The 25,862-nt window shown below is 27.7% G+C and carries 29 protein-coding genes and 3 tRNA genes; 6 read left to right on the top strand and 26 right to left on the bottom strand.

From position 1 onward, the window contains the following. The first annotated feature begins 44 nt into the window (after window positions 1–44). Window positions 45–1,751, top strand: coding sequence for an EAL domain-containing protein (locus ACRYA_RS07880; RefSeq protein ID WP_105916536.1), 1,707 nt, complete (start codon window positions 45–47; stop codon window positions 1,749–1,751). A gap of 29 nt (window positions 1,752–1,780) precedes the next feature. Here the strand turns inward: ACRYA_RS07880 and ACRYA_RS07875 are convergent, their stop codons facing one another. From ACRYA_RS07875 to folD, 11 genes are all read right to left on the bottom strand, one after another. After that, window positions 1,781–2,290: an NADPH-dependent FMN reductase gene (locus ACRYA_RS07875; protein WP_105916535.1), complete on the bottom strand. Its 510-nt coding sequence runs from the start codon at window positions 2,288–2,290 to the stop codon at window positions 1,781–1,783. A gap of 79 nt (window positions 2,291–2,369) precedes the next feature. Further along, window positions 2,370–2,445 (bottom strand) — tRNA-Phe (locus ACRYA_RS07870). Between the two features lie 18 nt (window positions 2,446–2,463). Next, a tRNA-Tyr gene (locus tag ACRYA_RS07865) sits at window positions 2,464–2,548 on the bottom strand. 23 nt (window positions 2,549–2,571) lie between these two features. Further along, window positions 2,572–2,646: transfer RNA gene (locus tag ACRYA_RS07860), tRNA-Gln, on the bottom strand. A gap of 71 nt (window positions 2,647–2,717) precedes the next feature. After that, complete coding sequence (locus tag ACRYA_RS07855) at window positions 2,718–3,467, bottom strand: hypothetical protein (protein WP_105916534.1); 750 nt, start codon at window positions 3,465–3,467, stop codon at window positions 2,718–2,720. A gap of 85 nt (window positions 3,468–3,552) precedes the next feature. After that, window positions 3,553–5,067, bottom strand: a complete 1,515-nt coding sequence (locus ACRYA_RS07850; RefSeq protein WP_105916533.1) for a UvrD-helicase domain-containing protein — start codon at window positions 5,065–5,067, stop codon at window positions 3,553–3,555. Between the two features lie 28 nt (window positions 5,068–5,095). Further along, on the bottom strand, window positions 5,096–6,325 hold the full coding sequence (locus tag ACRYA_RS07845; RefSeq protein ID WP_105916532.1) for an HD domain-containing protein: 1,230 nt from the start codon (window positions 6,323–6,325) through the stop codon (window positions 5,096–5,098). After that, a complete protein-coding gene (locus ACRYA_RS10900) occupies window positions 6,322–6,450 on the bottom strand; it encodes a hypothetical protein (protein ID WP_265735130.1) in 129 nt (42 codons plus the stop codon). The genes ACRYA_RS07845 and ACRYA_RS10900 overlap by 4 nt, the downstream gene beginning before the upstream one ends. Before the next feature lie 26 nt (window positions 6,451–6,476). Then, entirely contained in the window at window positions 6,477–6,932 is a 456-nt protein-coding gene (rpiB, locus tag ACRYA_RS07840; protein WP_105914596.1) for a ribose 5-phosphate isomerase B, read from the bottom strand. Next, entirely contained in the window at window positions 6,932–7,714 is a 783-nt protein-coding gene (gene lepB / locus ACRYA_RS07835; RefSeq protein WP_105916531.1) for a signal peptidase I, read from the bottom strand. Before lepB ends, rpiB begins: the two co-directional genes overlap by 1 nt. After that, the gene (folD, locus tag ACRYA_RS07830) at window positions 7,715–8,575 is read right to left on the bottom strand and encodes a bifunctional methylenetetrahydrofolate dehydrogenase/methenyltetrahydrofolate cyclohydrolase FolD (protein ID WP_105916530.1); all 861 of its coding nucleotides are present in this window, start codon (window positions 8,573–8,575) and stop codon (window positions 7,715–7,717) included. A 185-nt stretch (window positions 8,576–8,760) separates the two neighbouring features. On the opposite strand from folD, the gene ACRYA_RS07825 reads away from it, so the two are divergent. From ACRYA_RS07825 to ACRYA_RS07810, 4 genes are read left to right on the top strand one after another with little or no spacing between them, the layout of a single operon-like run. Beyond that, on the top strand, window positions 8,761–9,297 hold the full coding sequence (locus ACRYA_RS07825) for a 50S ribosomal protein L25/general stress protein Ctc (RefSeq protein ID WP_105916529.1): 537 nt from the start codon (window positions 8,761–8,763) through the stop codon (window positions 9,295–9,297). A 9-nt stretch (window positions 9,298–9,306) separates the two neighbouring features. Further along, window positions 9,307–9,870, top strand: a complete 564-nt coding sequence (gene pth, locus ACRYA_RS07820) for an aminoacyl-tRNA hydrolase (RefSeq protein ID WP_105916528.1) — start codon at window positions 9,307–9,309, stop codon at window positions 9,868–9,870. Then, window positions 9,867–10,934: an LptF/LptG family permease gene (locus tag ACRYA_RS07815; protein ID WP_105916527.1), complete on the top strand. Its 1,068-nt coding sequence runs from the start codon at window positions 9,867–9,869 to the stop codon at window positions 10,932–10,934. The genes pth and ACRYA_RS07815 overlap by 4 nt, the downstream gene beginning before the upstream one ends. Before the next feature lie 11 nt (window positions 10,935–10,945). Next, window positions 10,946–11,389, top strand: a complete 444-nt coding sequence (locus ACRYA_RS07810; RefSeq protein WP_228199741.1) for an NUDIX hydrolase — start codon at window positions 10,946–10,948, stop codon at window positions 11,387–11,389. On the opposite strand, the gene ACRYA_RS10860 is transcribed toward ACRYA_RS07810, so the two are convergent. The 15 genes from ACRYA_RS10860 to ACRYA_RS07735 all read right to left on the bottom strand — a co-directional run bounded on the left by ACRYA_RS10860 (window position 11,352) and on the right by ACRYA_RS07735 (window position 24,809). Continuing rightward, complete coding sequence (locus tag ACRYA_RS10860; RefSeq protein ID WP_228199740.1) at window positions 11,352–13,094, bottom strand: N-acetylmuramoyl-L-alanine amidase family protein; 1,743 nt, start codon at window positions 13,092–13,094, stop codon at window positions 11,352–11,354. The two genes, ACRYA_RS07810 and ACRYA_RS10860, sit on opposite strands and share 38 nt — an antisense overlap. Before the next feature lie 62 nt (window positions 13,095–13,156). Beyond that, a complete protein-coding gene (locus ACRYA_RS07800; RefSeq protein ID WP_265936547.1) occupies window positions 13,157–14,188 on the bottom strand; it encodes a nitronate monooxygenase in 1,032 nt (343 codons plus the stop codon). Between the two features lie 59 nt (window positions 14,189–14,247). Then, window positions 14,248–15,456 (bottom strand): tyrosine--tRNA ligase, encoded by a 1,209-nt coding sequence (tyrS, locus tag ACRYA_RS07795; protein WP_105916523.1) that lies wholly within the window; start codon window positions 15,454–15,456, stop codon window positions 14,248–14,250. Window positions 15,457–15,470: 14 nt separating this feature from the next. Then, the gene (locus tag ACRYA_RS07790; protein ID WP_105916522.1) at window positions 15,471–17,624 is read right to left on the bottom strand and encodes a RelA/SpoT family protein; all 2,154 of its coding nucleotides are present in this window, start codon (window positions 17,622–17,624) and stop codon (window positions 15,471–15,473) included. Between the two features lie 20 nt (window positions 17,625–17,644). Next, window positions 17,645–17,863: a DNA-directed RNA polymerase subunit omega gene (locus ACRYA_RS07785; RefSeq protein WP_105916521.1), complete on the bottom strand. Its 219-nt coding sequence runs from the start codon at window positions 17,861–17,863 to the stop codon at window positions 17,645–17,647. Window positions 17,864–17,895: 32 nt separating this feature from the next. Beyond that, window positions 17,896–18,603 (bottom strand): UMP kinase, encoded by a 708-nt coding sequence (pyrH, locus tag ACRYA_RS07780; RefSeq protein WP_105916520.1) that lies wholly within the window; start codon window positions 18,601–18,603, stop codon window positions 17,896–17,898. 60 nt (window positions 18,604–18,663) lie between these two features. Further along, window positions 18,664–18,933 (bottom strand): hypothetical protein, encoded by a 270-nt coding sequence (locus tag ACRYA_RS07775; protein WP_228199739.1) that lies wholly within the window; start codon window positions 18,931–18,933, stop codon window positions 18,664–18,666. Window positions 18,934–19,088: 155 nt separating this feature from the next. Further along, window positions 19,089–21,206, bottom strand: coding sequence for a heavy metal translocating P-type ATPase (locus ACRYA_RS07770; RefSeq protein WP_105916518.1), 2,118 nt, complete (start codon window positions 21,204–21,206; stop codon window positions 19,089–19,091). Between the two features lie 5 nt (window positions 21,207–21,211). After that, complete coding sequence (locus tag ACRYA_RS07765) at window positions 21,212–21,580, bottom strand: hypothetical protein (protein ID WP_105916517.1); 369 nt, start codon at window positions 21,578–21,580, stop codon at window positions 21,212–21,214. Continuing rightward, a complete protein-coding gene (locus tag ACRYA_RS07760) occupies window positions 21,573–21,926 on the bottom strand; it encodes a magnetosome protein MamC family protein (protein ID WP_105916516.1) in 354 nt (117 codons plus the stop codon). The genes ACRYA_RS07765 and ACRYA_RS07760 overlap by 8 nt, the downstream gene beginning before the upstream one ends. Continuing rightward, a complete protein-coding gene (locus tag ACRYA_RS07755; protein ID WP_105916515.1) occupies window positions 21,926–22,198 on the bottom strand; it encodes a hypothetical protein in 273 nt (90 codons plus the stop codon). The genes ACRYA_RS07760 and ACRYA_RS07755 overlap by 1 nt, the downstream gene beginning before the upstream one ends. A gap of 3 nt (window positions 22,199–22,201) precedes the next feature. Beyond that, window positions 22,202–22,885, bottom strand: a complete 684-nt coding sequence (locus ACRYA_RS07750) for a ferritin-like domain-containing protein (RefSeq protein WP_105916514.1) — start codon at window positions 22,883–22,885, stop codon at window positions 22,202–22,204. After that, window positions 22,885–23,199, bottom strand: coding sequence for a hypothetical protein (locus tag ACRYA_RS07745; RefSeq protein WP_105916513.1), 315 nt, complete (start codon window positions 23,197–23,199; stop codon window positions 22,885–22,887). The genes ACRYA_RS07750 and ACRYA_RS07745 overlap by 1 nt, the downstream gene beginning before the upstream one ends. After that, window positions 23,189–24,409, bottom strand: a complete 1,221-nt coding sequence (gene nhaA, locus ACRYA_RS07740; RefSeq protein WP_370684711.1) for a Na+/H+ antiporter NhaA — start codon at window positions 24,407–24,409, stop codon at window positions 23,189–23,191. The genes ACRYA_RS07745 and nhaA overlap by 11 nt, the downstream gene beginning before the upstream one ends. 37 nt (window positions 24,410–24,446) lie before the next feature. Then, window positions 24,447–24,809 carry a Fur family transcriptional regulator gene (locus ACRYA_RS07735; RefSeq protein WP_066218868.1) on the bottom strand — a complete coding sequence of 121 codons (363 nt, stop codon included), beginning with the start codon at window positions 24,807–24,809 and terminating at the stop codon, window positions 24,447–24,449. A 120-nt stretch (window positions 24,810–24,929) separates the two neighbouring features. Between ACRYA_RS07735 and ACRYA_RS07730 the strand changes: the two genes are divergently transcribed. Next, window positions 24,930–25,814 carry a metal ABC transporter solute-binding protein, Zn/Mn family gene (locus ACRYA_RS07730; RefSeq protein ID WP_105916511.1) on the top strand — a complete coding sequence of 295 codons (885 nt, stop codon included), beginning with the start codon at window positions 24,930–24,932 and terminating at the stop codon, window positions 25,812–25,814. Window positions 25,815–25,862 lie beyond the last annotated feature (48 nt).

The following is a 25,862-nucleotide window of genomic DNA, read 5'->3' as shown; positions in this document are numbered from 1 at the left end:
ATAATTTAATTTCAATTTTTGATTAGCTTAAAAGAGGAAATATATTGAGATTTACAGTTTTAGAATACTCACTTTTTCTTACAATCATTTTTTTACTTGTTTATATAATAATAAAATATTTTAGGTTAAGAAAATTAAAAGCAGAACAAAAAGAACTTCAAAGAAAATCAAATATTTTAAGACAATATAATAAAGCTACAAAATCATCAAATATTATTTCAAATAGCGACTTAAAAGGAAATATTACTTATGTAAATGATACATTTTGTGAGGTTTCACAATATAAAAGAGAAGAAATTTTAGGAAAACCTCACAATATTTTAAGAGGTGAAGAAGATCCAGAAGTTTTTAGAAATTTATGGAGTACTATAAAAAGTGGAAATATATGGAGAGGAAATTTAAAAAATAAAAAGAAAGATGGTACATATTACTATATAAACACTACAATATCTCCAATATTTGATGAAAGTGGAGATATTTTTGAGTATGTTGCAATAAGACATGAAATTACAGATTTAGTTCTAAAAACAGAAAAATTAAACAGAATTTTAAGAGAAGATTATTTGACTGAAATAGGAAGCAGATATAAGCTTATCGAAGATATAAGAAAACAAGATAATCTTAGTATATCAATACTAGATATAAAAAATTTTAGTGAGGTAAATGATTTTTTTGGCTACAAAATAGGAGATTATATTTTAAAATTGGTTGCTAAAAGAATAGAAGAATTAGTTATTAAAAAATCAAATTATAGTGTTTATAGACTAACATCTGATGTTTTTGCAATATTAGCTTCAAATCAGCAGAAGATTGATTTTATGAAAAGTATTGAAGAGATTTCAAAAATAATATCTTCAAAAGCAGTTCGAGCAAAAGGAAGAGAAATATTTGTTTCTCTTAATTATAGCTTCTCTTTTGAACCAAAAAGTTCACTTCTTGAAACTGCAAATGTTATTAGAAAATATACAAAATCAAATCCAAATCAGGTTATTTACGATAGAAATTTAGAGATAGAAAAAGATTATGAAAAGAATATATTTTGGACATTAAAGATTAAAAAAGCTTTAGAAAATGAGGATATTATTCCATATTATCAAGCGATATATAATTTACAAACAAATAAAATAGAAAAATATGAATGCTTAATGAGATTAAATGATTCTGGGAAAATTATGTCTCCATTTTTCTTTTTGGATATAGCAAAAAAATCTGGACAATACTTACAGCTAACAAAGAGAATGATAGATTGTAGTTTTGAATATTTCAAAGATAAGGATTTTGAGTTTTCTATAAACTTTACATTTGAAGATATTTCAAATGAAGAGATTTCTAACTATGTTATAGAAAAAATAAAAAAGTTTAATATTGGAAATAGAGTTGTTTTTGAAATTGTTGAGAGTGAAGAGATTGATGATTTTAATCTAATTAATGGCTTCTTTTGTACTATTAGAAAGTTAGGTTGTAAAATTGCAATAGATGATTTTGGAAGTGGATATTCAAATTTTGAGTATTTGATTAAACTAGATGCTGATTACATTAAAATTGATGGCTCTTTGATAAAAGATGTTTTGGTGAGTAAAGGAAATGAAAATATAATTACTATGATTATAAATTTTGCTAAAGATCAAGGGTTTAAAACTATCGCAGAGTTTGTATCTAGTAAAGAAATTTTAGAAAAAGTAAAATATTTGGGCGTTGATTATGTTCAAGGTTATTATATACATGAACCTAGTGATAAAATTGAACATTAAATAGAGATTAGCACAAGGATAAAATACCCTTATGCTCTTGATAATTTTGTAAGATTTTGTAAGATTGCTATTGCACTATTTTTATTTAGAGGTTTATCATAAGTAGTTAAAATCTCTCTTGCTAAAATATTTGCACCTAAGTGTTGAAACATAATTCTCATAGCTTGAAGACCTTTTTGACCACCACCTCCACTGTGTGTTGCTAGAGCTACTATTTTATCATCAAAAGCATCTCTCCAGTTTTTTGTAGCTCTTGATGTCCAAGCCATTGCATTGTTTAAAACAGGTGGCATAACACCATTATATTCAGGAGCTACAATAACAAATGCTTTTAAATCAATTATTCGTGTAGCTAAATCTAAAACAGATTCTGGAATTCCATTTTTTTCCTCTTCAATTGTGCTATAAAGAGGTAGATTGTAATCAACTAAATTTATAATTTCACTATCATAGTTTAGTTCAATCGCTATTTTTTGAAGTTCAATAGCTAGTTTTTGGTTGTTGTTTGAACTAGCAACAATTATTCCAATTTTTGACATAAAAATCCTTAATAATATTTTAAAGAAATATTATAGCAAATGATTATTTTAAATATGATTTTGTGATATTTTTTTAAAGTGGTGGCTCGAGACAGAATCGAACTGTCGACACAAGGATTTTCAATCCTTTGCTCTACCGACTGAGCTATCGAGCCACACATAAATTTTAAAAGTGGTGGTGAGAGAAGGATTTGAACCTTCGAAGCCGTAGGCGGCGGATTTACAGTCCGCAGGATTTGACCACTCTCCAACCTCACCATAATAAAAGTACTTAAATTTTTTGGATGGGGTAGAAGGATTCGAACCTTCGAGTGACGGTACCAAAAACCGTTGCCTTACCGCTTGGCGATACCCCATTAATTTAAGTGGACGGTATTGTATAATCTTAATTATTAAAATTAGCTAAAAAATTAGCTTTTTATGAAGATTATTCATAAAAAGCAGGAAGTGGTGGAAAAGTATCAAAAGACCTTTTAATAGCAAAAGAGATTGAATTTTTATTTTTGTGATTTTGCATAGGATTTGAGAATTGAAGATATTTTATTGATTCATCAACAGTTTTCTCTTTTTTGTAAGCAAATGCTATTTTTTTTCCACTTTTTACACAATTATCATAGATTGTTCTTGCATAATCTGATATATTTGAAAACTCTTTTGCATTTATTTTATCACCCCAACAAAAATATACGAATTTTCCAAAAGGAAGATAGTTTTGAGCATCTAAATACATAATATCTCTATCAAATTCTGTATTCTGATTTGAGTTATATTTTTCTAAATCTTCATTAAATTTTGATAAAAGAGTACTTGAGTCAACATGTCCTTCGATTAGATTAAATAGGTTTTTTATTTCTACTATTTTTCCTTTGCAACTATCTTTCATTGCCTGCTTGAAAACAGTTATATATCCTTCACATTTTATTTCTATTAGTTCATCAAAAACTTTGAAATCTTGTTCTAGTAAAAATTTATTTGAATCAAATCCAATAGGAGTAACGACTGGATTATAGATAAATACAGTTCCTATAATATTTTTTTTTCTATCATCTTTTGTTTTTATTAGATTTTTTAAATCTTTTGCACTAATATTTTCATCTTCATCTTTTTTGAAATACATATAACTTTGTGTTAAAAATACCTCTTCATATTTTGTTTGTATCTCCCCAAAGTACTGCATATTGCTCCTTCTATTTTTTTGCTTTAGATTTTAAGTTGGAAATTATATCATATTTCATTTTCTTTAATTTAAAAAAATACTATTTTTAATCTTTTTCTTCTTTGTAATCAAGTTTTAAATCAGCTAAACTTATGGTAAATTTAGCTCTTGAAGCAGCCACATAATATATATTTAACTCTTCACAAATTGAAGAAAAACTAAGATTTTTTTTTCTATTTAATATATCTTTTTTTGTGATAAAATCATCAGTCATAATTACTTGATTGTACTCCATTCCCTTTGCTTTATGCGTTGTTGTGAAGATAATATCTGCTTCATCTTTATTTGAAACTAAATGCTCTTTTATTTTTTTATTTATCTCAAAAATATTATCACCATAGCTATTTACAAATCTAATAATATTTAGATAATCTTGATTTTTAGTCTCTTTTGCAAATGTCTCAAGCTCAAAAATTGTATCAAAATTTTTTATTTCATCAACAGTTATTTTCTCATTTTTTCTATTTTTTAAATAAAAAATAGAGTAAACAGTTTGATTCATAAAAGAGTAAGAGTTGTAACCACCTTCAAAAAACAGCCTTTTTTTGTTGTGAATATGTTTTATTAATTCTTGAATTAATCCAAAAGTTGTTCTAGATATTATTGTAAATTGTTTGTTAAAATCAAAAAACTCTTTTCCTATTTTTGTAGATAACTTATTCTCATCAACTCCATTTAAAAAAATATTTTTTGAACCATTTAAAGTGTAAAGAGAGTTTAAATAAGATTGTAAAAACTTTGCATAACTATTTGAAAATCTAAAGCTGAAAGTTAATTCAAAAGATGGTAAATCTATTTTATTAAGTGCATTTGAAGCATATCTAAAACTATAAATTTGTTGGAAACTATCTCCAACATATATTTTTCTGCATTTTTGATTTTCAATTATTCCTATCATCACATCGCTTATATCTTGTGCCTCATCAATTAAAATTAAGTCATAATTTAAATTTGAAGATATTTTTTTGTTTAAATAGAACATTTTTAGATAAAAGTCATGAATAGCTTCTATTTTTCCTAATTTCATAGAGCTAAGAGTTAATTTTAAATGCTCTAAGAGTTTTTTTTCTTTTTTATTTAAAATATCTAATATTTTTACTCCAAAATCATTTTGCTTTTTAAACTCTTCAAGAAGTTTTAAATCAAGTTCTATTAGATTTGAATTACAGTAAAAATTTACAAGATTTTTTAGAATTGTTGTATATTCTAAACTAGGGTAGTAGCTCTTTTTGTTATCTTGAAATTCATGATTTACTATTAGTTTTTCTAGAATATTTGTTTTTAATTCAGGTGTTAGCTTATATTTGTAAGCCTCAGTTTTATTGTATGCTAAAGAGTGAATTGTGCTTATATGAAGATTTGGTAAATGATAATCATTTAATTTTTCATTTAGAGCAATTTGTAAAGATTTATTATAAGCTAAATACAAAATTCTTAAATTGGAATTTTTTTTTGCATACTCAAGAAGAGTTGTTGTTTTACCACTTCCAGCAACAGCATTTATTTTAAATGAGCCTAAAGAACTATTTACAATCTTTTCTTGCTCAGCAGTTAATAACACTTATACAAATACTCTATAAAATAAAAGATTATTCAAAATCTAAAGTTGTTTGAATCTGTCCGTTACTTCCAAACTCATTGTCAATATCAAGAGCTATTTGTTTAAAATCAACCCCATTTATCTCTTTTAAACCTTTTAAAATCTCTTTTTTACCACTGATTAGCTCTTTGCTTTTTATTCCATGAGAAATAGATAAAGATGCTTCGACAAAAGCAGATAATTTATCACACTGCTTAAGAGCTAAACCATCTATTGCTTCATATTTATCAAGATTATATTTGCCTATATCTTCAACTTCTGTTATATTTCCATCTATTTTTACTTTATTTGCAAATTCCTCTTTTATCCCTTTTGAAATTCCTAGAATATAAGAAAACTCTTCTTGAATATTTAGAGGGATATTTGGTAAAATATCATCTTCTATTTTTGCAACTTCATATTCAGCAATTATCTCTGAAAGTTCATCTACACTATATTTTACAGGGCTTATAATATCTCTTGTTAGAGCTTCTGGTAAATCATGAAATAGTGCTGTAAAAAAGTTATTTTGTAATCTTTTATCACAAGCTTTTACTTCTAAAGAGTAAAAATATGAAAATAGGGCAACTGTTAGCATATGTCCTAAAACTGAAGTTTCAGGAATTCTTGGAGTTTGAGCCCATCTTTTTTGAAATCTTAATCTTCCGCTTAAATCTACTATTTTTGCTAACTTTTTATTTAGAGCAATTTTTCTAACACCAATTAGTTCATAGTAATCTTCAATTTCAGCATCAACATCTTTTTTTACATCTTCAATATCACTTAAAAATTGACTTGTTTGATAAACTATTGAAAATTCCCATTTTGTAGATAAATATGAAGCAGCTTTTAATATAAATCTCTCTTTTTTATACATATTTGGATCACTTAAAAATTCTTCAAATTTTTGTAAAAAGTTTCCATTATCTATATTTTCAATAGAGCTTTTTAGTTTACCTACAACCCAAGAGTTAATCTCTGTTGATTTTTTCTGTAGAGCTTTTCTAAAAACATCAGGTCTAATATCTGTAACAACAACTCTTCTTAAAAATTCAAAAATCCCAGCTTCTATTAGATGTGTAAAATTTATATCATCTTCAAGTTTTGCTATAAAATATGCAATTATAAATTTATGTGCTTGTTTATCAAGTTCTACTAAATCAACCATTCTTGGATAGTCATTCCATCTTTGAATAGATGCACTTGAAAATATATATTCTATAATCTTTGGATTTATCAATTTTTGTCCTTGTTGATTTTTTCATCATTGTTTTTTTTATTACTATCAAAAAACATAAGTTTTTTTCCAAGCAACATAGCTGCAACAATTGCAGACATCATCAAATAAACTTGCCAATCAGCCATAGTATTTCCTTGTGTATAAAATTAAATTATGCTCTACAGCTTCCAATTTTACTTAAAGAGTTTATTTTTTCAACTCTTTGTGTGTGTCTTCCCTCTTCAAATTCTGCTTTATCCCAGGCTTTTATAATAGCTTCAATCATACCTTCACCACTAACTCTTTCACCTAGACAAATAACATTTGCATCATTGTGTTTTCTAGCCATTCTTGCACTGTATTCATTGTGACAAAGTGCTGCTCTTATTCCATCGAATTTATTTGCAGCCATACTCATTCCAATCCCGCTTCCACAGATTAAAATACCCATTGAACCACTATTTTCTAAAACTTTTTTACAAACTTTTGCTGCAAAATCAGGATAATCAACTCTATCTTTATTATATGGACCTAAATCTTCAACTTCATGTCCTCTTTGCTCAAATAAATCTTTTACAAATGCTTTTATCTCAATTCCAGCATGGTCAGCCCCGATAAAATATTTCATTAATAAATTCCTTCCTCATGCTTAATTTCGACTGTTGTATCAATATCACTTTCTAAACTCTCAACAGTTCTAAAAACTCTATCCCATCTAATTTTATAATCATCATCCCAAGAAAAATATATAAACCAAGGTTTTCCAACAATATATTTGTAATGAACACTTCCCCAAAATCTTGAGTCATTTGAGTGGTCACGATTATCTCCCATCATAAATGTTTCATCTTCTGGTATAACAATTTCTTGCATGTCAAATAACTCTTTTGGAGCAACTAGATTTTTTGTAACATTTGGATCATTATGAATTCCTTTATGCTCTTTTTCGTAAGGACTTACAACAAAAAGTTTTCCATTTAAATCAATAGTTTCATAATCTTTAAATTCAGTTTTTACAAAATCATTTCCCTCTTTAGGATGGAGATATAAAATTTTATTTTTTAAAAATATAGTATCACCACTTGTAGCAACTGCTCTTTTTACATAGTGAATGTCAGGATCATGAGGATATCTAAATACTACAATATCTCCTCTTTTTGGTCGTTCACCTTCTATTAAATGACCATTTCCTTTAAAATCTGGTAAAACTTTTACTTCAATCCAAGGAATTGTAGGAGTTGGAACTCCATATGCAAATTTTTTAACAAAAAGCATATCACCTATTAAAAGAGTATTTTTCATACTCCCACTTGGAATTACAAAAGCTTGAGCCACAAAAAAGATAATTGTAAGTACAATTACTATTGTACCAGTCCAAGAAGATGACCAGTTATAAATTTTTTTTAACATCTATTTTGTTTCTCTTTTTTCTCTTAATTTTGCAGCTTTAATTGTGTTTTTAAGCAACATTGCAATTGTCATAGGTCCAACTCCACCTGGAACTGGAGTTAAGTGTGAACACTTATCTTTTAAGCCTTCAAAATCAGCATCACCAACTAGTTTTCCATTTTCAAGTCTATTTATTCCAACATCAATAACAACAGCACCATCTTTTACCATATCAGCTTTTAATAGAAATGGAACTCCAACAGCAATAATTATAATATCAGCTCTTAAAGTATGAGATTTTAAATCTACAGTTCTGCTATTACAAACAGTTACAGTTGCTTTTTTGTTTATTAAAAGTGATGCCATAGGTTTTCCAACAATATCACTGCTTCCAATAACTACAACATTTTTTCCACTTAAACTAATATTATGCTCTTCGAACATTCTCATAACACCAAATGGAGTTGCACTTAAAAATGAATCAAGATTTGAAACCATTCTTCCTACATTGTATGGGTGGAAACCATCCACATCTTTTAAAGGATTTATACTTTCTAAAACAATAGTTGTATCTATATGTTTTGGAAGTGGAAGTTGTACTAAAATACCATCTAGTTTTGGATTATTGTTCATCATATTTATAGTATCAAGTAACTCTTCTTGAGTTATACTTTCTGGCATTTCATGAACAACTGAGTAAATTCCAGCATCTTTACATGCTTTTGCTTTACTTGCTACATAAGTTGCACTTGCTGCATCGTTTCCTACAAGAATAACGGCAAGTCCTGGAGTTATATTTTTATCTTTTACAATTTGAGTAACTTCAACTTTTACTTCTTCTTTTATCTTTGCTGATAGCATTTTTCCATCTAGTAGTACCATTTTTTTGCCTTATAATTAAGTTATTTAAAATTTTTTAGATTAAATTGTATCTAAAATTGAATTAAAATATTTTTTAGTATATGAGATGATTTATGAGTTGCAAATGTAACTTATAATTTAACCTAATATTTAGTAAATTTAAAATATAATCCGCGTCCAATTTAAAATTAAAACAAAGGACAAAAATGTTAGATGGTATCGTAAGAGATAGTATAACTAAACCAGCTGTAAAAGCTTTAAGAAAAGAAGGATATTTAATTGCAAATATCTACGGAAAAGGGCTTGAGAATATCTCTGCAGCATTCAAAAGAAATGAGTATATTAAGTTTTTAAAAAATAAAACTACACTAGCTTTTGATGTAAAAGTAGATGGAAAAGTTTTAAACGTAGTTGTAAGAGAATATCAAAAATGTCCAATTACTTCTGATTTATTGCATGTTGATTTAATGGTTGCTCAAAAAGGTGTTAGAGCTTCATATTTTATCCCAGTTGTAGCAACAGGAAGTGCAAAAGGTCTTAAAAATAAAGGTCTTTTAATGTTACATACTAGAAGAATTCCAGTTAAATGTACAATTGAAAATTTACCAAACAATATCACTTTAGATGTTACAAATTTGGATACAGGGGATAATATTCTTTTAAGAGATATTACACTTCCAGAAGGTGTTGATTGTTATTTAGACCCACGAGTTCCAATCGTTGGTATAATAAAAGCTAAATAATTAAAGCATATGTATTTGATTGTTGGTCTTGGAAATATTGGTGAAAAATACCAAAATACAAGACACAACATTGGATTTTTAGTCGTAGATTTTATGACTAAAAATCTAAATACAACTTCTATAAATAACTCAAACTTTCAATCAACTCTTTTAAAATCAGGATATAATCTATTTTCTAAACCAACTACATATATGAATAATTCAGGAATTGCTGTAAAAAATATTATGGATTATTACAAAGTTGATTTAGAAAATATTATTATTATTCATGATGATATAGATTTGCCTTTTGGAACTGTTAAGTTTAAAATAGGTGGAGGTCATGGAGGACATAATGGTTTGAAATCTCTTGATAGCCATATTACAAAAGAGTATATAAGAGTTAGAGTTGGTATTGGAAAACCAAAAGATAAAGAGGATGTTGCAAACTATGTTTTAAGCGATTTTAGTAAAACAGAGTTTGAAGAGCTAAATAATAAAATTATTCCACATGTTGCTTCTTGTGTTGAATCTTTGAAACAACTAGGTATTGACGAAGTTAAGGCTAAATTTACATTAAAGCAGACTAAATGAGTATTTTAACAAAATATATAATTGAAAAATATCTTAAAAACTTTATTATAATTTTACTATCTTTAGAGATATTTTTTGTAGGAATTGACTTTTTACAAAATTTTAAATCTATACCACAATCAGCAAACTTACAGTTACTATATATATTTTATAATGCATTTTTTACACTTACTTTAACTCTTCCTTTATCAATAGTTTTTGCTTGGATTTCAACTTTAATAACATTTATCAAAAATAATGAATATGTTGCATTTTACTCTTTAGGAGCTGGAAGAACAAATATATTTTTTCCTATATTATCTTTAGGTTTAATATTTTTAGTAGTTTTAATACTTTTGCAAATGACACCTTTGGCATACTCTTATGAACAAAAAAAGAAGATTTTAGACAATGAGTACTTCTCAAGTACAAAAAGTGATATATTTTTGAAATATAACGATAATTTTGTATATTTTCAAAAGCTTTTTCCACTTGAAAAAAGAGCAGAAAATATACATATTTTTAAAGTAGATGGAAAAGATGTTGTTGAAACTATTGTTGCACAAAAAGCATATTTTCAAAACAATAAATGGTATATTGTAGATGCAAAAATTACTACAAAACCAAAAGAGCTTGATATGAACTCTAAACTCACAATAAAATATGAGAAATTTTTAAATACATTAGATGGTTTTCAGCCAAAAATATTGGACAATGTATATGAAGCAAGAAATGACTCTTCATTGCTAGATGCAATAAATGCTATGTTTTTGTTGGAAAAACAAGGTGTAAACACTTCAAAAATAAGAGGAAATATATATAATCAGCTATTTGTTCCATTTTTTATAATACCACTACTTTTTTTGGTATTTGCATATAGTTCTCTAAATAGTAGATTTTTTAGATTAGGAATTTTTGTATCTTTTGGTATTTTTGGTACTTTAATTGTTTGGGGAGTTTTTTTCTTTTTATTTAAAATTACTAGTTCTGGGGTTTTAAACCCTGAGTTATCTTTATTGCTACCTTTGATTATTTGGTTTGCAATAGCCATGTATGTTTATCAATCTAGAATAAAAACTATATAGGATTTAAAATAATGAGTCATACAAAAACTTATGGAATAGTTCCATATATTGTAACAAAAAAAGGTGTTAAAATTCTTTTGTGTTTAGATGTTGCAAGTGACGATAAATGGGGATGTTTAAAAGGTACAAAAGTAAAAAATGAGACTGCTTTTATGTGTGCAAAAAGAGAGTTTTTTGAAGAGAGTTCAATTTCTATTGATATTGAACTTTTTGAAGAGTATTTTGAACAGATAAATCAAGAAAAAGATATTGGAGTTTGGCTTGTAAATTCTTCAAATATTGAAAATATGGATAGATATTTTAATGGTAATACTTTAAAAAGTGAATATCTCTCTTGGGAAAATTCAAAAGTAAAATTCTTTTCATTAAAAAAACTTCCAAAGATAAAGTCAATGCAAAAAAAAATGGTATCACAAATTAAGGATTTTTTAGAAAGTAAGAATCTATTCCATTAGCAATACCATTTGCAAGTATTTGCTGATAATCTTTTTCATATAATCTTTTGCTTTCAATAGGATGAGATATAAATCCTAATTCAATAAGAATAGATGGCATTTGAGCACCAACTAAAACCCAAAATGGACCCTCTTTAACTCCAGTATCCCTTACATCTTTATATTTTGTTCTAGCAGCTTGTAAAAGTCCTGATTGAACATCTATTGCAAATTTATGAGAAGCTGTAATTCTTGGACGATTTAAGCTCTCTAGAAATACATTTTTTGAACTTTCACTCATCTCTCTAATATCATCTTTATTTTCCAAAGCAGCAACTTTTTTTGCTCTTTCACTTCTTGCGGGGCTTAGGAAAAATGTCTCAATACCACTTGTACTACTAGCTTTCTCTTTTGGCATAGAGTTTGTATGTATTGAGATAAAAAGATCAGCATTTTTTTCATTTGCTAAAATAGTTCTATCCATAACTTTAATAAATCTATCAGTTGATCTAGTTAGATACACTTTGTATCCTCTTTGTTTTAGAATATTTTCAAGATATCTTGTTACTTCTAAATTTATAACTTTTTCATACTGTTTATTTGGTCCAACAGCACCAACATCATCTCCACCATGTCCTGCATCTATAACTATTGTTTTATTTATAGCAATTTTTGGAGTTGTATTTTGAACTTGTTTTGAGCTTTTTGTTGGAAGATTAGTTTTACTATTAGATTCATTATTATTTTGAGCAATTTCTACTTTTTCAGTTTGAGACTCCAAAACTTCGATAGTTATCTCATTTGATTTTAATATATATTTAATTTTAGGATTGTTTTTATTTATTAATCTAATTCTTACACTATTTTCATTTTCTGTAGTAATAACTTTATCTATACTAGTTAAGCTTAGTTTTGTAGGCTCCACATATTTGTATTTTCCAGTAATATCAAAAATATATTCAAAATTTCCATTTTGCTTAATAGTAGAATACTTTAAATCTTTTTTTGATATTTTTTTATTAAATTTTATATTAATACTATCTCCACTAGATGAAATAGAACGAATAGAATTTTTTAAATCAACCATATCTTCACTATTTGAACTCAGTTGAACTTCTGGTTTTGAAATTTCTTTTATTTGTTCATCTTTTTTTGTTGATTGCTTGCTATTTATATCTATTATTAGTTGTCTTTTTGTTATTTTATAAGATGTATCTGGATTATTATTTCCTGAAATTACAATTCTTAAAACATCTGGTTGAAACTGTCCTATTGTAATTTGTTCTTCGCCTTGAATTGATAGCTTTGTAGCAAGAGCATCTTTAAAATAACCTTTTATATCAAAAACATCTCTATATAAAGGAGAAGGTTTTAGCTCAAAAAACTTAATATCATCTTTTTTTATATCAACATTAAAATCGATTATTATTGAGTTATTTGAGGTTGTAACATTTTTTATAGAATATAAAAGATTTGATTGTTTATTTTTTGTTTGTTTATCATTTTGAGTATTTGAAGAAGTTTCTGATGTTTGTATATTTTTACTATTTTTGCTTTTGATAGTTTTATCTAAAACAGCTAATTTTTTTTCATCTGGTCTTATATCTTTGTTTAACTTTTTTCCTAGTTCAATAATTTTTTTTAAATCATCAATTTTTTGATTTTCATCTTTTCTTAGTGAAGATTTTAAAAACTCTATCCTTGCCTCTTTGTACTGCTCTTCCAAGCTAGAGGCAAAAGATATATTGATAATAAGTGTAAGGCATATAAAGAATTTAGTTAAAATAACTACTCTCCTTTAGTTAATTTTTCCATTAACTCTTTAACAGAGATTATCTTATCAATTTTATATCCATTTGAACCAGAGAAAAATAGACCAGTATCTACATCACCTTTGTATGCAGCACCTAGTCTATCAGCAATACAATAACCAACAATTTTTGCTTCAGTCCCACGATTACATGGTGCTACACAGTTTGATATACATTGAACTTTTGGTGCAGTATGGTTTTCTATTGAGAATTGAAGATTTGTTTTAACTCCACGAGCAGGAAGCCCCACAGGAGAACTCATTAAAATAATATCTTCTTCTTTTGCATTTAGTAAAACATCTTTAAATTTAGCATCTGCATCACACTCATTTGTTCCTATAAATCTAGTAGCCATTTGAACTCCAGCACAACCTAAAGATAAAAATTTATCAATATCTTTTTTATCCCAAACTCCACCTGCTGCAATAACAGGAATATTTCCCCAGTTTTTAGCTTCTTCAATTACTGGAGGAATAATATTTTCTAGTTGAAACTCTTCTTTGTAACAATCTTCATATTTAAAACCTTGATGTCCTCCACTTAAAGGTCCTTCAACAATTACAGCATCTGGTATTTTATTGTATCTTTGCCATTTTTTACAAATAAGCTTTAAAGCTCTTGCACTTGATACAATTGGCACAAGTGCAACATCTGGAAAGTTTTTTGTAAATTCTGGCATATTTGTTGGAATTCCAGCACCTGTTATTATAATATTTGCACCTGCTTCACATGCATCACGTACTACTCTTCCATAGTCATTAATAGCATATAAAATATTACAAGCAAGTGGTAAATTGCCACAAATCTTTCTTGCATTGTCGAATATCTCTTTTAATGCATCTTTGCTATAAAAATTTAAAACCTCTTTTGGTTTATCTTTTTTCATAATAATATTTACTTTTGGGCTAAGTTTTTTATAGTATCCTGTACCAACTGCTGAAATTACTCCTAAACCACCTTCAAGACTAACATGTCCTGCTAATTGATCCCAGCTAATTCCTACACCCATACCACCTTGAATTATTGGATGTTTTATCTCATATTTTCCTATTTTCACAAAAGCCCTTTTTATTTTATTACTATCTTAGCGAAATTTTTTTTACCTTTTTGTAATATATATTCGCCAAAAGTTAAGTTTAACTTATCATCGCTTATTTTCTCTTGATTCACTGATACTGCATTTGAATTTATATCTCTTCTTGCTTGTGAAGTTGAATCAACTAATTTTGAATCAACTAAAGCTTGACAAATCCAAATCTCACCTTCAAAAACAAACTCAGGTATATCCGTTGGTATATCTTTTTTTGCAAAAACTTTTTCAAATTCTAATTTTGCTTCAGCTCCAGCACCAACACCATGAAATCTATCAACTATTTCAGCTGCTAAATCCTCTTTTACTTTTTTAGGGTGTAAATTTCCATTTTCTACACTATTTTTAATCTCTTCAATCTCTTTTAAGCTTTTACTTGAAAGAAGTTCAAAGTATCTCCACATAAGTTCATCTGAAATTGACAGAACTTTTCCAAACATATCAAAAGGAAGATCTGTAACACCAATATAATTTCCTAGCGATTTCGACATCTTTTGAATACCATCAAGTCCTTCAAGTATTGGCATCATTAAAACTGCTTGTTGTTTTTTACAGTTATAAGCTTTTTGTAGAGTTCTTCCCATAAGTAGATTAAACTTTTGATCAGTTCCCCCAAGTTCTACATCACTATTTAAAGCAATTGAGTCATAACCTTGAAGTAGGGGATATAAAAACTCATTTACAGCAATTGGAGTGTTTGAACTATATCTTTTTGAAAAATCATCACGTTCTAGCATTCGTGCAACTGTTAAATTTGAAGCTAGATTTATAAGTCCTGCTGTTCCTAATTCATTTAACCAAGTACTATTAAAAACAACTTCTGTTTTATCTGGATCTAAGATTTTAAAAACTTGCTCTTTATAAGTTTCAGCATTTATAAGTACATCATCTCTACTTAAAATTTTTCTAGTTTCACTTTTTCCAGTTGGATCTCCAATAGTTGCAGTGAAATCTCCAATTAAAAATTGAACAATTCCTCCAAATTTTTGAAAAGTTGCTAATTTTTGTATTAAAACTGTATGTCCTAGATGAATATCAGGAGCTGTTGGATCAAATCCTGCTTTTACGTAGAAATTTTCACCTGTTTCAAAATATTTTTTTATTAATTTTGTAATAGCCTCAATATCAATAATTTCAGCTACTCCTCTTTGAATTTCGTTTATTGCTTCTTCTATTTTATTTTCCATATTTTATTAAACCTTTATTTATTATATGCGTCTTTTTTTGACATAAAATCTATAACTTTTATATTTTTCTCAACAATTTGTCTAACTTCATCTACATTTGAATTATTTATTTCAAACTCTATATCACAATATTGAATATAAGAGTGTTTTTGTCTACCAAAAGTACAAGCTAGTATATAAAAATCACTTTTAGAAAGATATGCTAAAACTTTTGCTAATTCCCCTTTTGTATTTGGAATACTTATTAGCATTTTGTATTGAAAAACAGAGTTTTTTGCCCATTCGCAGTATAACATCTGTTCATTTTCTTTGATTTTTATATAAGCCTTATCGCACATTTTATGGTGAATTATTGCATTGTGAGAGTTTCTAAATGCAATAATATCATCTCCAAATTTTGGATGACAACAGTGGTCAAATGATACAGAATTTATATTAAAGTTCGAATAAATAAGCATATTGTCAAACTTAAACTCTTTTATTTTACTTGTGAAGATTTTAAATCTTCCCATAATTCCTTTCTCTTTTAATACTTTTTTTTCCACAATTTGTTTTGCATTTTTTAGAAAGGCTAAATTTGTTGGTACTTTGTATAGAGCTTTTACTGGATAATGTTCTAAAATATCAACATAATACCTTGAAAATATAGTATTTATAATATTTTTTCCAGCAAGGTCATCTATCTCTCTTTGTCTTTGCATACATAAAAATTTTAACTGTTTTTTTGCTCTTGAAGTTTTTACCATATCTATCCAAGAACATCTTATAATTGCTTCATTTCCTAGTTCTATTTGTATAATATCAGTACTTTTTAAAACAGTTAAAAGAGGTTTCTTTATTTTGTTTATATAACAAGAAATTGCTTTTTTTCCGACATTTGTATGAACAGCAAATGCATAATCATAAGCAGTTGAACCAATAGGAAGAATAAAAACTTCACCTTTTGGAGAGTAAACTATTATCTCATCATTAAATAAATTTTCTTTTGTTTCATTATAAAACTCTTCTATATTATCATTAGAAAACTCTAAAGATTTTAACCAATTTAGATTTGAATTTGAAGAACTATTTTTTTCTCCATTTTTATATGCCCAATGTGCTGCTATTCCATACTCTGCAACACTATTCATATCAAAAGAACGAATCTGAATCTCGTATATTTTTGAATTATAAAAAACTGTCGTATGAATAGTTTTGTATCCATTCTCTTTTGGAGTTGCTATATAATCTTTAAATCTTGAAACTAAAGGTTTAAATTCTAAATGAATATGCCCTAAGGCTTTATAGCAATCTATATCACTTGGAACTAATATTCTAATTGCAAAAAGATCAAGAACTTCTTCGATAGTAATACCTTTTCTTTGCATTTTTAAATATATTGAGTAGTGGTGTTTAATTCTTGAGTAGATTTTTATATCATTTTCTTCAAAACCATTTTTTTCTAATAAATTTTTTGTAACAGCAATGAAAGTATTGAAACTAAGCTGCATAGCTTGTTCATTTTCTTTTAAAAAATCATCAATTTTTTTGTACTCATCTGGGTAAATATAGAAAAATGCTAAATCTTCTAACTCATTTTTAAGTGTTGAAATACCAAGTCTATTTGCAATAGGAACATAAACAACTAGAGTTTCTTCAGCTATTCTTCTTTGTTTATGTTGTGGTAAAACAGCAAGAGTAAGCATATTATGAAGTCTATCACAAAGTTTTACTATTAAAACTCGTGGATCATCAATTGATGCTATTAGCATTTTTCTAAATGTAAGTGCTGCTTGAACTATTTTTGTATCACTTGAATCTTTTGAGGTAATAAAATTTTCTTCTCTAATATCTGCTACTTTTGTAAGACCTTTAACCATATTAGAGACATTCTTACCCCATTTTTCTTCAACAAATTCTAATGTAAAAGGTGTATCTTCTACAACATCATGAAGAAGTGCAGTTGCAATAACATCTTCATCTTTTGAAAAAGTACTAGTTATTGTTGCTACTAAAATTGGATGAACCGAATAAGGTTCACCACTTTTTCTAAATTGACCTTCATGAGCTTCGATAATAAAATCAATAATCTCATATAGCTTCGGGCTAATATCAATCTGCTTTTTAAGCTCTTTTATTGCCCCTTCAATTGTATTTACTAGTTGTAGCTCTTTGAAGAATAAATTCATAAAATCTACTAAGTAGAAATCTATTTTTTATCAGTAAAACCGTTGATTTTTAGCAATCCACTTGCTATTTCATCAATTGCAATATCTGTATATTTCATTTTTTGAGTATTTTGGCTTAAAAGTGGTTTTGCACCTTTACTTAATTCATCTGCTCTTTGTCCAACTGCAATTGCTAAAATATATCTATCATTGTCAACTTGTTTTAAAGCTCTTGAAATTCTCTCTTCTAATCTTTCCATTTTTTAATATCCTTTTTAAAATCTATTTTGAACTATTTAACTATCGAACATTTACTATAATCGCCTTGTACAATTCTTAGCAAATTACCTTTTTCATTCATATTTGTAACTGCAATTGGAAGTTTATTATCTTTTGCTAAAGCAATAGCAGTATCATCCATAACTTTTATATGATCTTCTAAAGCTCTATCATAAGTTAGGTTTTCTAGTTTTACTGCATCTGCAAATTTCATTGGGTCTTTATCATAAACTCCATTCACTTTTGTTGCTTTTATAAGTAGATCAGCACCAATTTCAGTCGCTCTTAGTGTTGCCCCTGTATCAGTAGTAAAATATGGATTTCCTGTTCCTGCACCAAATATTACAACTCTTCCTTTTTCAAAATGTCTCATAGCTTTTCTTACAATAAAAGGCTCGGCTATCTCTTCCATTTTTATAGCGGTTTGCAATCTTGCACTTAAACCTTTGTATTCCAAAGCTTCTTGCATAGCAACACCATTTATTACAGTTCCTAGCATTCCCATATAATCTGCACTTGTTCTTTTAATAACACCATCAGCAGCAGCAGTAACACCACGAATAATATTTCCACCACCAATAACAATAGCAACTTCAATACCGTATTCAACTAAAGTTTTTATCTCTTCAGCAATATAATCTAATATTTTTGTATCAATTCCATATCCTTCAGTTCCAGCCAATGCTTCTCCTGAGAACTTTACAAGAACTCTTTTATTCATCTATTTTATCCTTCAACAATTTTTGGATTCTATCTAAAATATAATTAACAAAAACTTAGTCTATTTTATTGAAGAGTTTGTTGCAACAATAATACTTTTTTCATTTTCTTTTTTTGATTTTTTTGTTTGGTAAAGCATATGATGCCATAGTGCAAAGCCACAAAAAGCAACACCTGCAATAATATGAGTATTTTTGGCAATTTTATTTTTCATAAACATTGAAGTTACAACAGTTGCGCCCAAAGTTGCGCTCATTCCAATTTTTGCAACTTCTTTTTGAAGTTCTAAATCAAATTTTAGCTCTTTCATCTCTTTTTTTTCTTCTTCCATAAGTTTTTATAGTTTTATTTACAGTTTTAACTGTCAAAATACCTGTGATTAAAGTCGCTAATGGTAATAAAATTGGCATAAAATATATCCTTTAATAAATTAAAAGAATTGTATTATTTAATTTCTTAAACAAAACTGATAACTATTATTAAAATCTATCTTTTTGCTAATTTTACTCCTTTTATCGAATTTAATAGCAATCCAATTGTTGTTCCGTTATGTAATATAGCTGTTACAATTGGAGAAAATAGACCAAAAGTTGCACCTAAAAGAATTGCACTATTTATTCCAACAGTTGCATTGAAGTTTGTATTTATCAAATTCATAGTTTTATTTGCAAACTCTTTTGCTTCAACAACAGCAACAATATCATCTTTTAATAAGCTAATATCAGCAGTTGCTTTTGCTATATCAGCTCCACGACTCATTGAAATTCCAACATGAGAAGAGATAAGTGCTGGAGCATCATTTATACCATCTCCAATAAAAGCAACTTTTTTACCCTCATTCATTAACTCTTTTACAATATTTGCTTTATCTTGAGGTAAAAGTTCTGCTTTTACTTCATTTATACCCAACTCATCAGCAATTTTTAGAGCTTTTGTTTTTGTATCTCCTGTTAACATTACAATATTTTTTACACCAAGAGATTTTAATCTTTTTATACTCTCTTTTGTATTTTCTCGTAACTCATCACTAAGTCCAATCGTTCCTAAAAGTTTACCATCGTATCCAACATATAGCAAAGTATCACTTTTTTTTAAAGAGTTTTCAATCTCTTTTTTGTATGAAGAAAAATCTATTTTTTCATCATCTTCTAAAAAGTGCCTGCTTCCTATAACTACATTTTTACCTTTTATTTCTGTTTTTACACCGTGAGCTACAATAAATTGCACCTCTTCATGATGCATATGTACAAAACCTCTCTCTTTTGCTGCTTTTACAACAGCTTCAGCTACAGGATGAAAATAGTGTTCTTCTGTTGAAGCTGTAAGATTTAAAAGCTTCTCTTCACTCCAATTTTTATCATAGGAATCAACACTTATAACCTCTAGTTCACCACTTGTAAGAGTTCCTGTTTTGTCAAAAACAAAAGTATCAGCACTACTTAGTGCTTCAATAGATTTTGCACCTTTTATCATAATTCCACTATGACCAGCTTTTGAAATTGTAGATTTAAAAGCAACAGGGGTTGCAAGTTTTAAAGCACAAGAATAATCAGCTTGAAGTACAGATGCAACTCTTTGAAAATCTTTTGTAAAAATATAAGCAGCTGTAGCAAGACCCAAAGTAACAGGAACTAGCTTGTCTGCAAGGCGATTTGCTTTTAGTTGAGCAGATGACTTTTCGTTTAAAGAGTTTTCTATATAGTGTTTTATTCTTTGAGTTGCAGTATTTGCACCAACTTGCTCAGCCCAAATTCTAAATCTTCCTTCTTCAACAATAGTTCCAGATATTACTCTGTCACCTCTATATTTTGCTATTGGTTCAGCTTCTCCAGTCATTGATACTTGATTAATTGTACCTGCTCCATCTATTATATGTCCATCAATTGCAATAGTACTTCCCGCTCCAACAACTACAATATCACCAATAGTTAGTTCAGATGTTTTTACTAAAATATCTATAACTTTTCCATCTATTTTTCTTTCAACCCAAGCTTCTTCAATATTAGGTCGAGCTAGTTCTTTTAGTAAATCATCACTTTTATGAACTGTTGTTTCTTCTATGTATTCACCAAGTTCTAGCATAGCATTTGTTGAGTTTGCAGCAAGATAATCTTTTCTATAAATAGAAATAGCTACGGCTGCTGCTTCAAGTACATGAGAAGTTAAACCATCATTAAATAGCTCTTTTGTACCATCAATTAGAAGAGGAATTGAAGCAACGGTTGTAATAGAAGCTTTTAAACTATTATTTGTAACCAATCTTTCGGCAATTAAAGCAGTAGTTGCAAGTAGAGTTCCTTTTATAGATGGTTCTTTGTTTGTTACACAAGATACACAAACACTAGCTTCATTTTTTGATGCAGATTTTAAAAGGTTTTCCAAAGTAATATTTTTTAAACTCTCTTCTATTTTTTCAAAGATATCTTTTTTTAGTTCAAAAATTATTGAATATGCTTTTTTGTTTACTCTTATACTTTTTATCTCATTAAACTTACTAAAATATCCTTTTAAAATCTCTTCATCTATAAAATTATCTTTTAGTATTTCAAGCTTATATCTAGCTCTAAGTCCTGTTTGATGAACTTTTATAAATTTTTTATCCATTATTTTTAGAACTCTTGCTCATTTACTTTTGAAGCTGCTTTTGCATCTTCAATTCTCTCTTTTAACTCTTCAAATCCAGCAGCTGCTAGATTTTTTGCCTTATTTATTGCTTCAAAAATACTCTCTTGAGCATTTTTATTTGTTAAAATGTAAGTTGCTACTGCTCCAATTAATGCACCTTTTATAAAATCACCATTTAAAAAAGAGTTTGATTGATTTTGTTCTTGAGCATTTGTATTTTGTCCTATAAAATTCTGATTTACACCACTATTTATATATGGATTTTGGTTTATATTTAGTCCATTTTGATTGTTATTTCTTGTGCTAGTTATATCTGTATTGTATTGATTAAAATTTTGATTCTTATTAGTCATTTGAGTTTTCCTCTAATTCTAGATTTTGGTTTATTAAGTATTTTTGCTCTAGTTTTTCTTCAATTATTTCTAATGCATAAACTCCAGCCATTCCAATAGATGCTGATGTTAAAGCTCTAAGATAATTTCCTTCACCAATATAGTTTGTTGTTGCAATGGCACTTCCTGTTACAATAGCACCTTGAGTTGCTTTTTTTGTTGTATCTTTTATTGCTTCACACTTTTTTATTTGACCATTTTGATACTTTTTATAATTTATTGCACCACTAATAACAGCACTCGCTATCGCACCACTTATTACATGACCTAAAATATTTCTAGGTGTTCCTGTATTTATATTTTTCATCAATTTGCCTCTTTATTTTGAGTAGTTTTCGGTTTTCTTGAATATGCTTTTTTTGTACTTTTTGATTTTTCAACTATTTTTTTTGTATCTTCTTTTTCAAACTTCTTTTTTGTTTGTGAAATTTTTGTTTCAATATCTTTTTTTAAAATCTCACCTTTCTCTTTTGCATCATTAAAAAAAATCTCACCCTTTTTTTTAATAATTTCTCTATTTTTATAAGCAACAACTCCCAAAGCTCCAAGAGCTAAACCAGCTATAAATGGTAATGCCATTTTTTACTCCTTGTTTGAATTTTGATTTTCTAAAAACTGATTTAAAAGTGCTATAATTGCAGCTCCGCTAACAGCTCCACCTAAAAATTGAAAACTTATATTTGAAAATAGTTTTGAACTAAGATTTGAAATTGTACTTTCATCTATATTTCCACTCATAAGATTATCTACAATCTCTTGATACTCTTGCATTTTTTTCATAATATCTTCACTATTTGAAGAAGAGTTAAAGGCATTGTAGTGATTTATTACACAAGATCTAAAAGTTGGTAAATGATTGTTAAAAGAAGTAGCTTGAAGTCTAAAAAGTGCATCTGTAATATCACTTTTTGTTGAGTTTGTTAAAAGATTATTATACATAGCAATATTTTCAATCTCTGCTGCAACTCCTAATTCATAACACTCTATTAGATTATTTGGTATTTCTATTTTATCTTTCCAGTCATTCATTGGAACTTCTACACTATATTTTTCTGCCAATTTTATAAGAATACTATAGTGTACTGCTTCAGACTCTTTTATATTTATAAATGGGTTTATATTTCCAAAAGTTTCAATTATTTTGCTATAAGTTTCATAAGCTTTAAACTCATCATAAATAGCAATTTGTAAAATCTGCTCATCAATATTGATATTTGAATTTAAATCAACTCTTTTTTGAATTAAAATATTGTAGTCAAGGGCCATTAAATAGCCTCCTTTGCAAGATTATTTATAATTTGTGTTATTTCATCTATATTCTCATTTTTTATCAAATCTTCCCATAGTTTTGGCTTAAAAATAGTAGGGTTATATATAATTGTAACTGAGGCTATAATTTTATTTATTTTAATCTCTTCTATGCCAGATATCTTTTTTGGGAGATTTGTAATATCATCTAAAGATATATTCTCTCCTTCATTAACTATTTTTGGATCTACTCTAACCCTTAATCTTCCAGGACTATGAGCAATAATAGTAAAATAACTAGAAAGTTTTACTATAGATTCACTATTTATCATTTAGACCTTCTAGAAACTCTTTTTGTGTCTCTTTTTTCCCTAGAATTATAAGTAGAAATACTCCAATAATTGCAGCACTAATTGAACTAGCAAAAATACCAATTTTTACAGCACTTACAATATGTGGATCATCAAAAGCTAGAACTGAAATAAAAATTGACATTGTAAATCCAATTCCTGCTAAGAATCCAACTGCTAAAATTTCACTCCAAGTTACATTTGATGGTTTTTCACTAATTTTAAATTTTGATGCAAGATAAGTTGAAGCTAAAATACCAATAGGTTTACCAATAAGTAAACCTAAAAATACTCCAAGAACAATTGTTTTATTCTCTACAACACTTGCAAAATCTAGCTCAACACCTGCATTTGCAAATGCAAAAACTGGCATTATAATAAATGCACTGAAGTTATGAAGTGCATTTTCAACTCTTAAAAGTGGACTTTGTGAGTTATGTTCTTCTATCTCTTCAACTGTTGTATTTTTTGCTTTTAAAGGAATTACAAAAGCTAGAAGAATTCCAGCTATTGTTGAGTGAATACCAGAACTATGTATAAAAATCCATAGAAAAATACCAACAAATAAGTAAGGCATAACACGAACTAGATTAAAATAGTTAAAAATCATAAGAATAAAATATGTTAAAACTGAATAAAGTAAAAAATCATAATGAAGTTCACTTGTATAAAATATTGCAACTACAACTATTGCACCTAAATCATCTACAACAGCTAAAGTTACTAAAAATACTTTTAAAGATAGACTAACTCTTTTCCCTAAAAGCATTAAAATTCCTAAAGCAAAGGCAATATCTGTAGCCATAGGAATTCCAAATCCTGTTGGATGAGATTGATTTACACTTAGATACAATATTGCTGGAATAATCATTCCTCCAAGTGCTGCAATTATAGGAAAAGATGCTTTTTTAAGGCTTGAAAGCTCACCTACTAGCATATCTCTTTTTATTTCAAGACCAACAACTAAGAAAAATAGTGCCATTAAAACATCATTTATCCAATGCTGAAGGCTCATAGAAAAAGTATGTGACCCAAAAGAGAAACTAAAATGTGTTTTTAAAAGTTCGAAATATTGTGGAGCAAACATAGAGTTTGCTACATAAACAGCTAAAACTGTCACCAAAAAAAGCTGAACTCCACTTAATGTTGCAGTTGAAATAAAGCTTCTTATAAATTTGTATTGATTCTTTATATTTACAATCTTTCTTAAGTAGCTAGCAGAAAGTAATTTACCCATTTTTATTGCACTCCTTACATTTTCCTTTTAGGATAATATTTTCAATTTTATAATCTTGTAAAAGAAAATTTGGTTTTTCAAAAATACACTCAATATTTGAACAGTTGTTGCAAATAAAGTGTGAATGCTCAATATCTTTTATTTCAAAATATCTTTTTTTATCATTTGATTCAAAAGAGTTTATAAGGTTTTCTTCTTCAAAAATTGTGATATTTCGGTAAAAAGTTGCCTTATCCATAGATATTTTATCTTTTATATCTTCATAACTTAATGGTTTACTTGAGTTTATAAGTATATCCAAGATAGATTTTCTGGCACTTGTAAGTTTTATATTTGAAAAATTTTCTTTTATCATAAATTTATTCTAACTAAAATTTAATTAAGTGCTACTAAGTTGCATTAAAGAATAAAAAGTTTAGAATGTCAAAAAAATTTGCAACCTAGTTGCATAATACACTAAACAAAAAGGATAAAAATGAGAAATTATTTAGTAGTTTTTATGTTATTTACAACAATTTTATTTGCTTCAAAGCAAGAGTTAACAGTTACAATTTTACCACAAAAATATTTTGTAGAAAAAATAGTAAAAGATAAATTTGATATTAATGTTATGGTAAAACCAGGGAGTTCTCCTCATAATTTTGAACCAAAAGCATCTCAAATGAAATCTTTGGGTAATTCAAAGGCATATTTTATGATAGGTGATTCTAGTGAAAAAGCTTGGATTAAGAGATTCAAGCAAAATGCAAAAAATACAATTTTTATTGATACAACTGTTGGAGTAGAAAAAATTGCAATGCTTGAGCACACTCACCATGAGGATGAACATAAGCACGATAATCATTCGCATGATAAACACTCTCATGGAGAAGATGGACTTGATCCTCACATTTGGTTAGACCCAATAAGTGTAAAAACTCAAGCAAAAAATATTTATGAAGCAATGGTTAAAATAGATGAACCAAATAGTGATTTTTATAAAGCTAATTATGAAGATTTTTTAAATGAGCTTGATAGTTTAAATAAAGAAATAAAAAATATTTTAGAACCACATAAAGATTCTGCTTTTATGGTTTTTCACCCATCTTGGGGATATTTTGCTGCAAGGTATGATGTTGAACAAATCTCTATTGAGATTGAAGGAAAAGAGCCAAAACCAAATGAGTTACTTGAATTAGTAGAAGAAGCAAAAAAACATAATATAAAAATAGTATTTGTATCACCTCAATTTTCACAAAAAAGTGCAAAAACAATTTCACAAAATATTGGTGCAAATGTAGTTTCTATTGATCCACTTAGTGATGACTGGAAAAATAATTTACTTTTTGTTGCAAAAGAGATATCAAAAAGTTATAAATGATTTTTCAAAATAGAGCTTATAACAGCTCTATTTTTTACTTTTCATATG

The organism is Aliarcobacter cryaerophilus ATCC 43158, from assembly GCF_003660105.1.
GTDB classification, from domain to species: domain Bacteria; phylum Campylobacterota; class Campylobacteria; order Campylobacterales; family Arcobacteraceae; genus Aliarcobacter; species Aliarcobacter cryaerophilus.
This window is presented reverse-complemented; position numbering and strand designations above follow the sequence as displayed.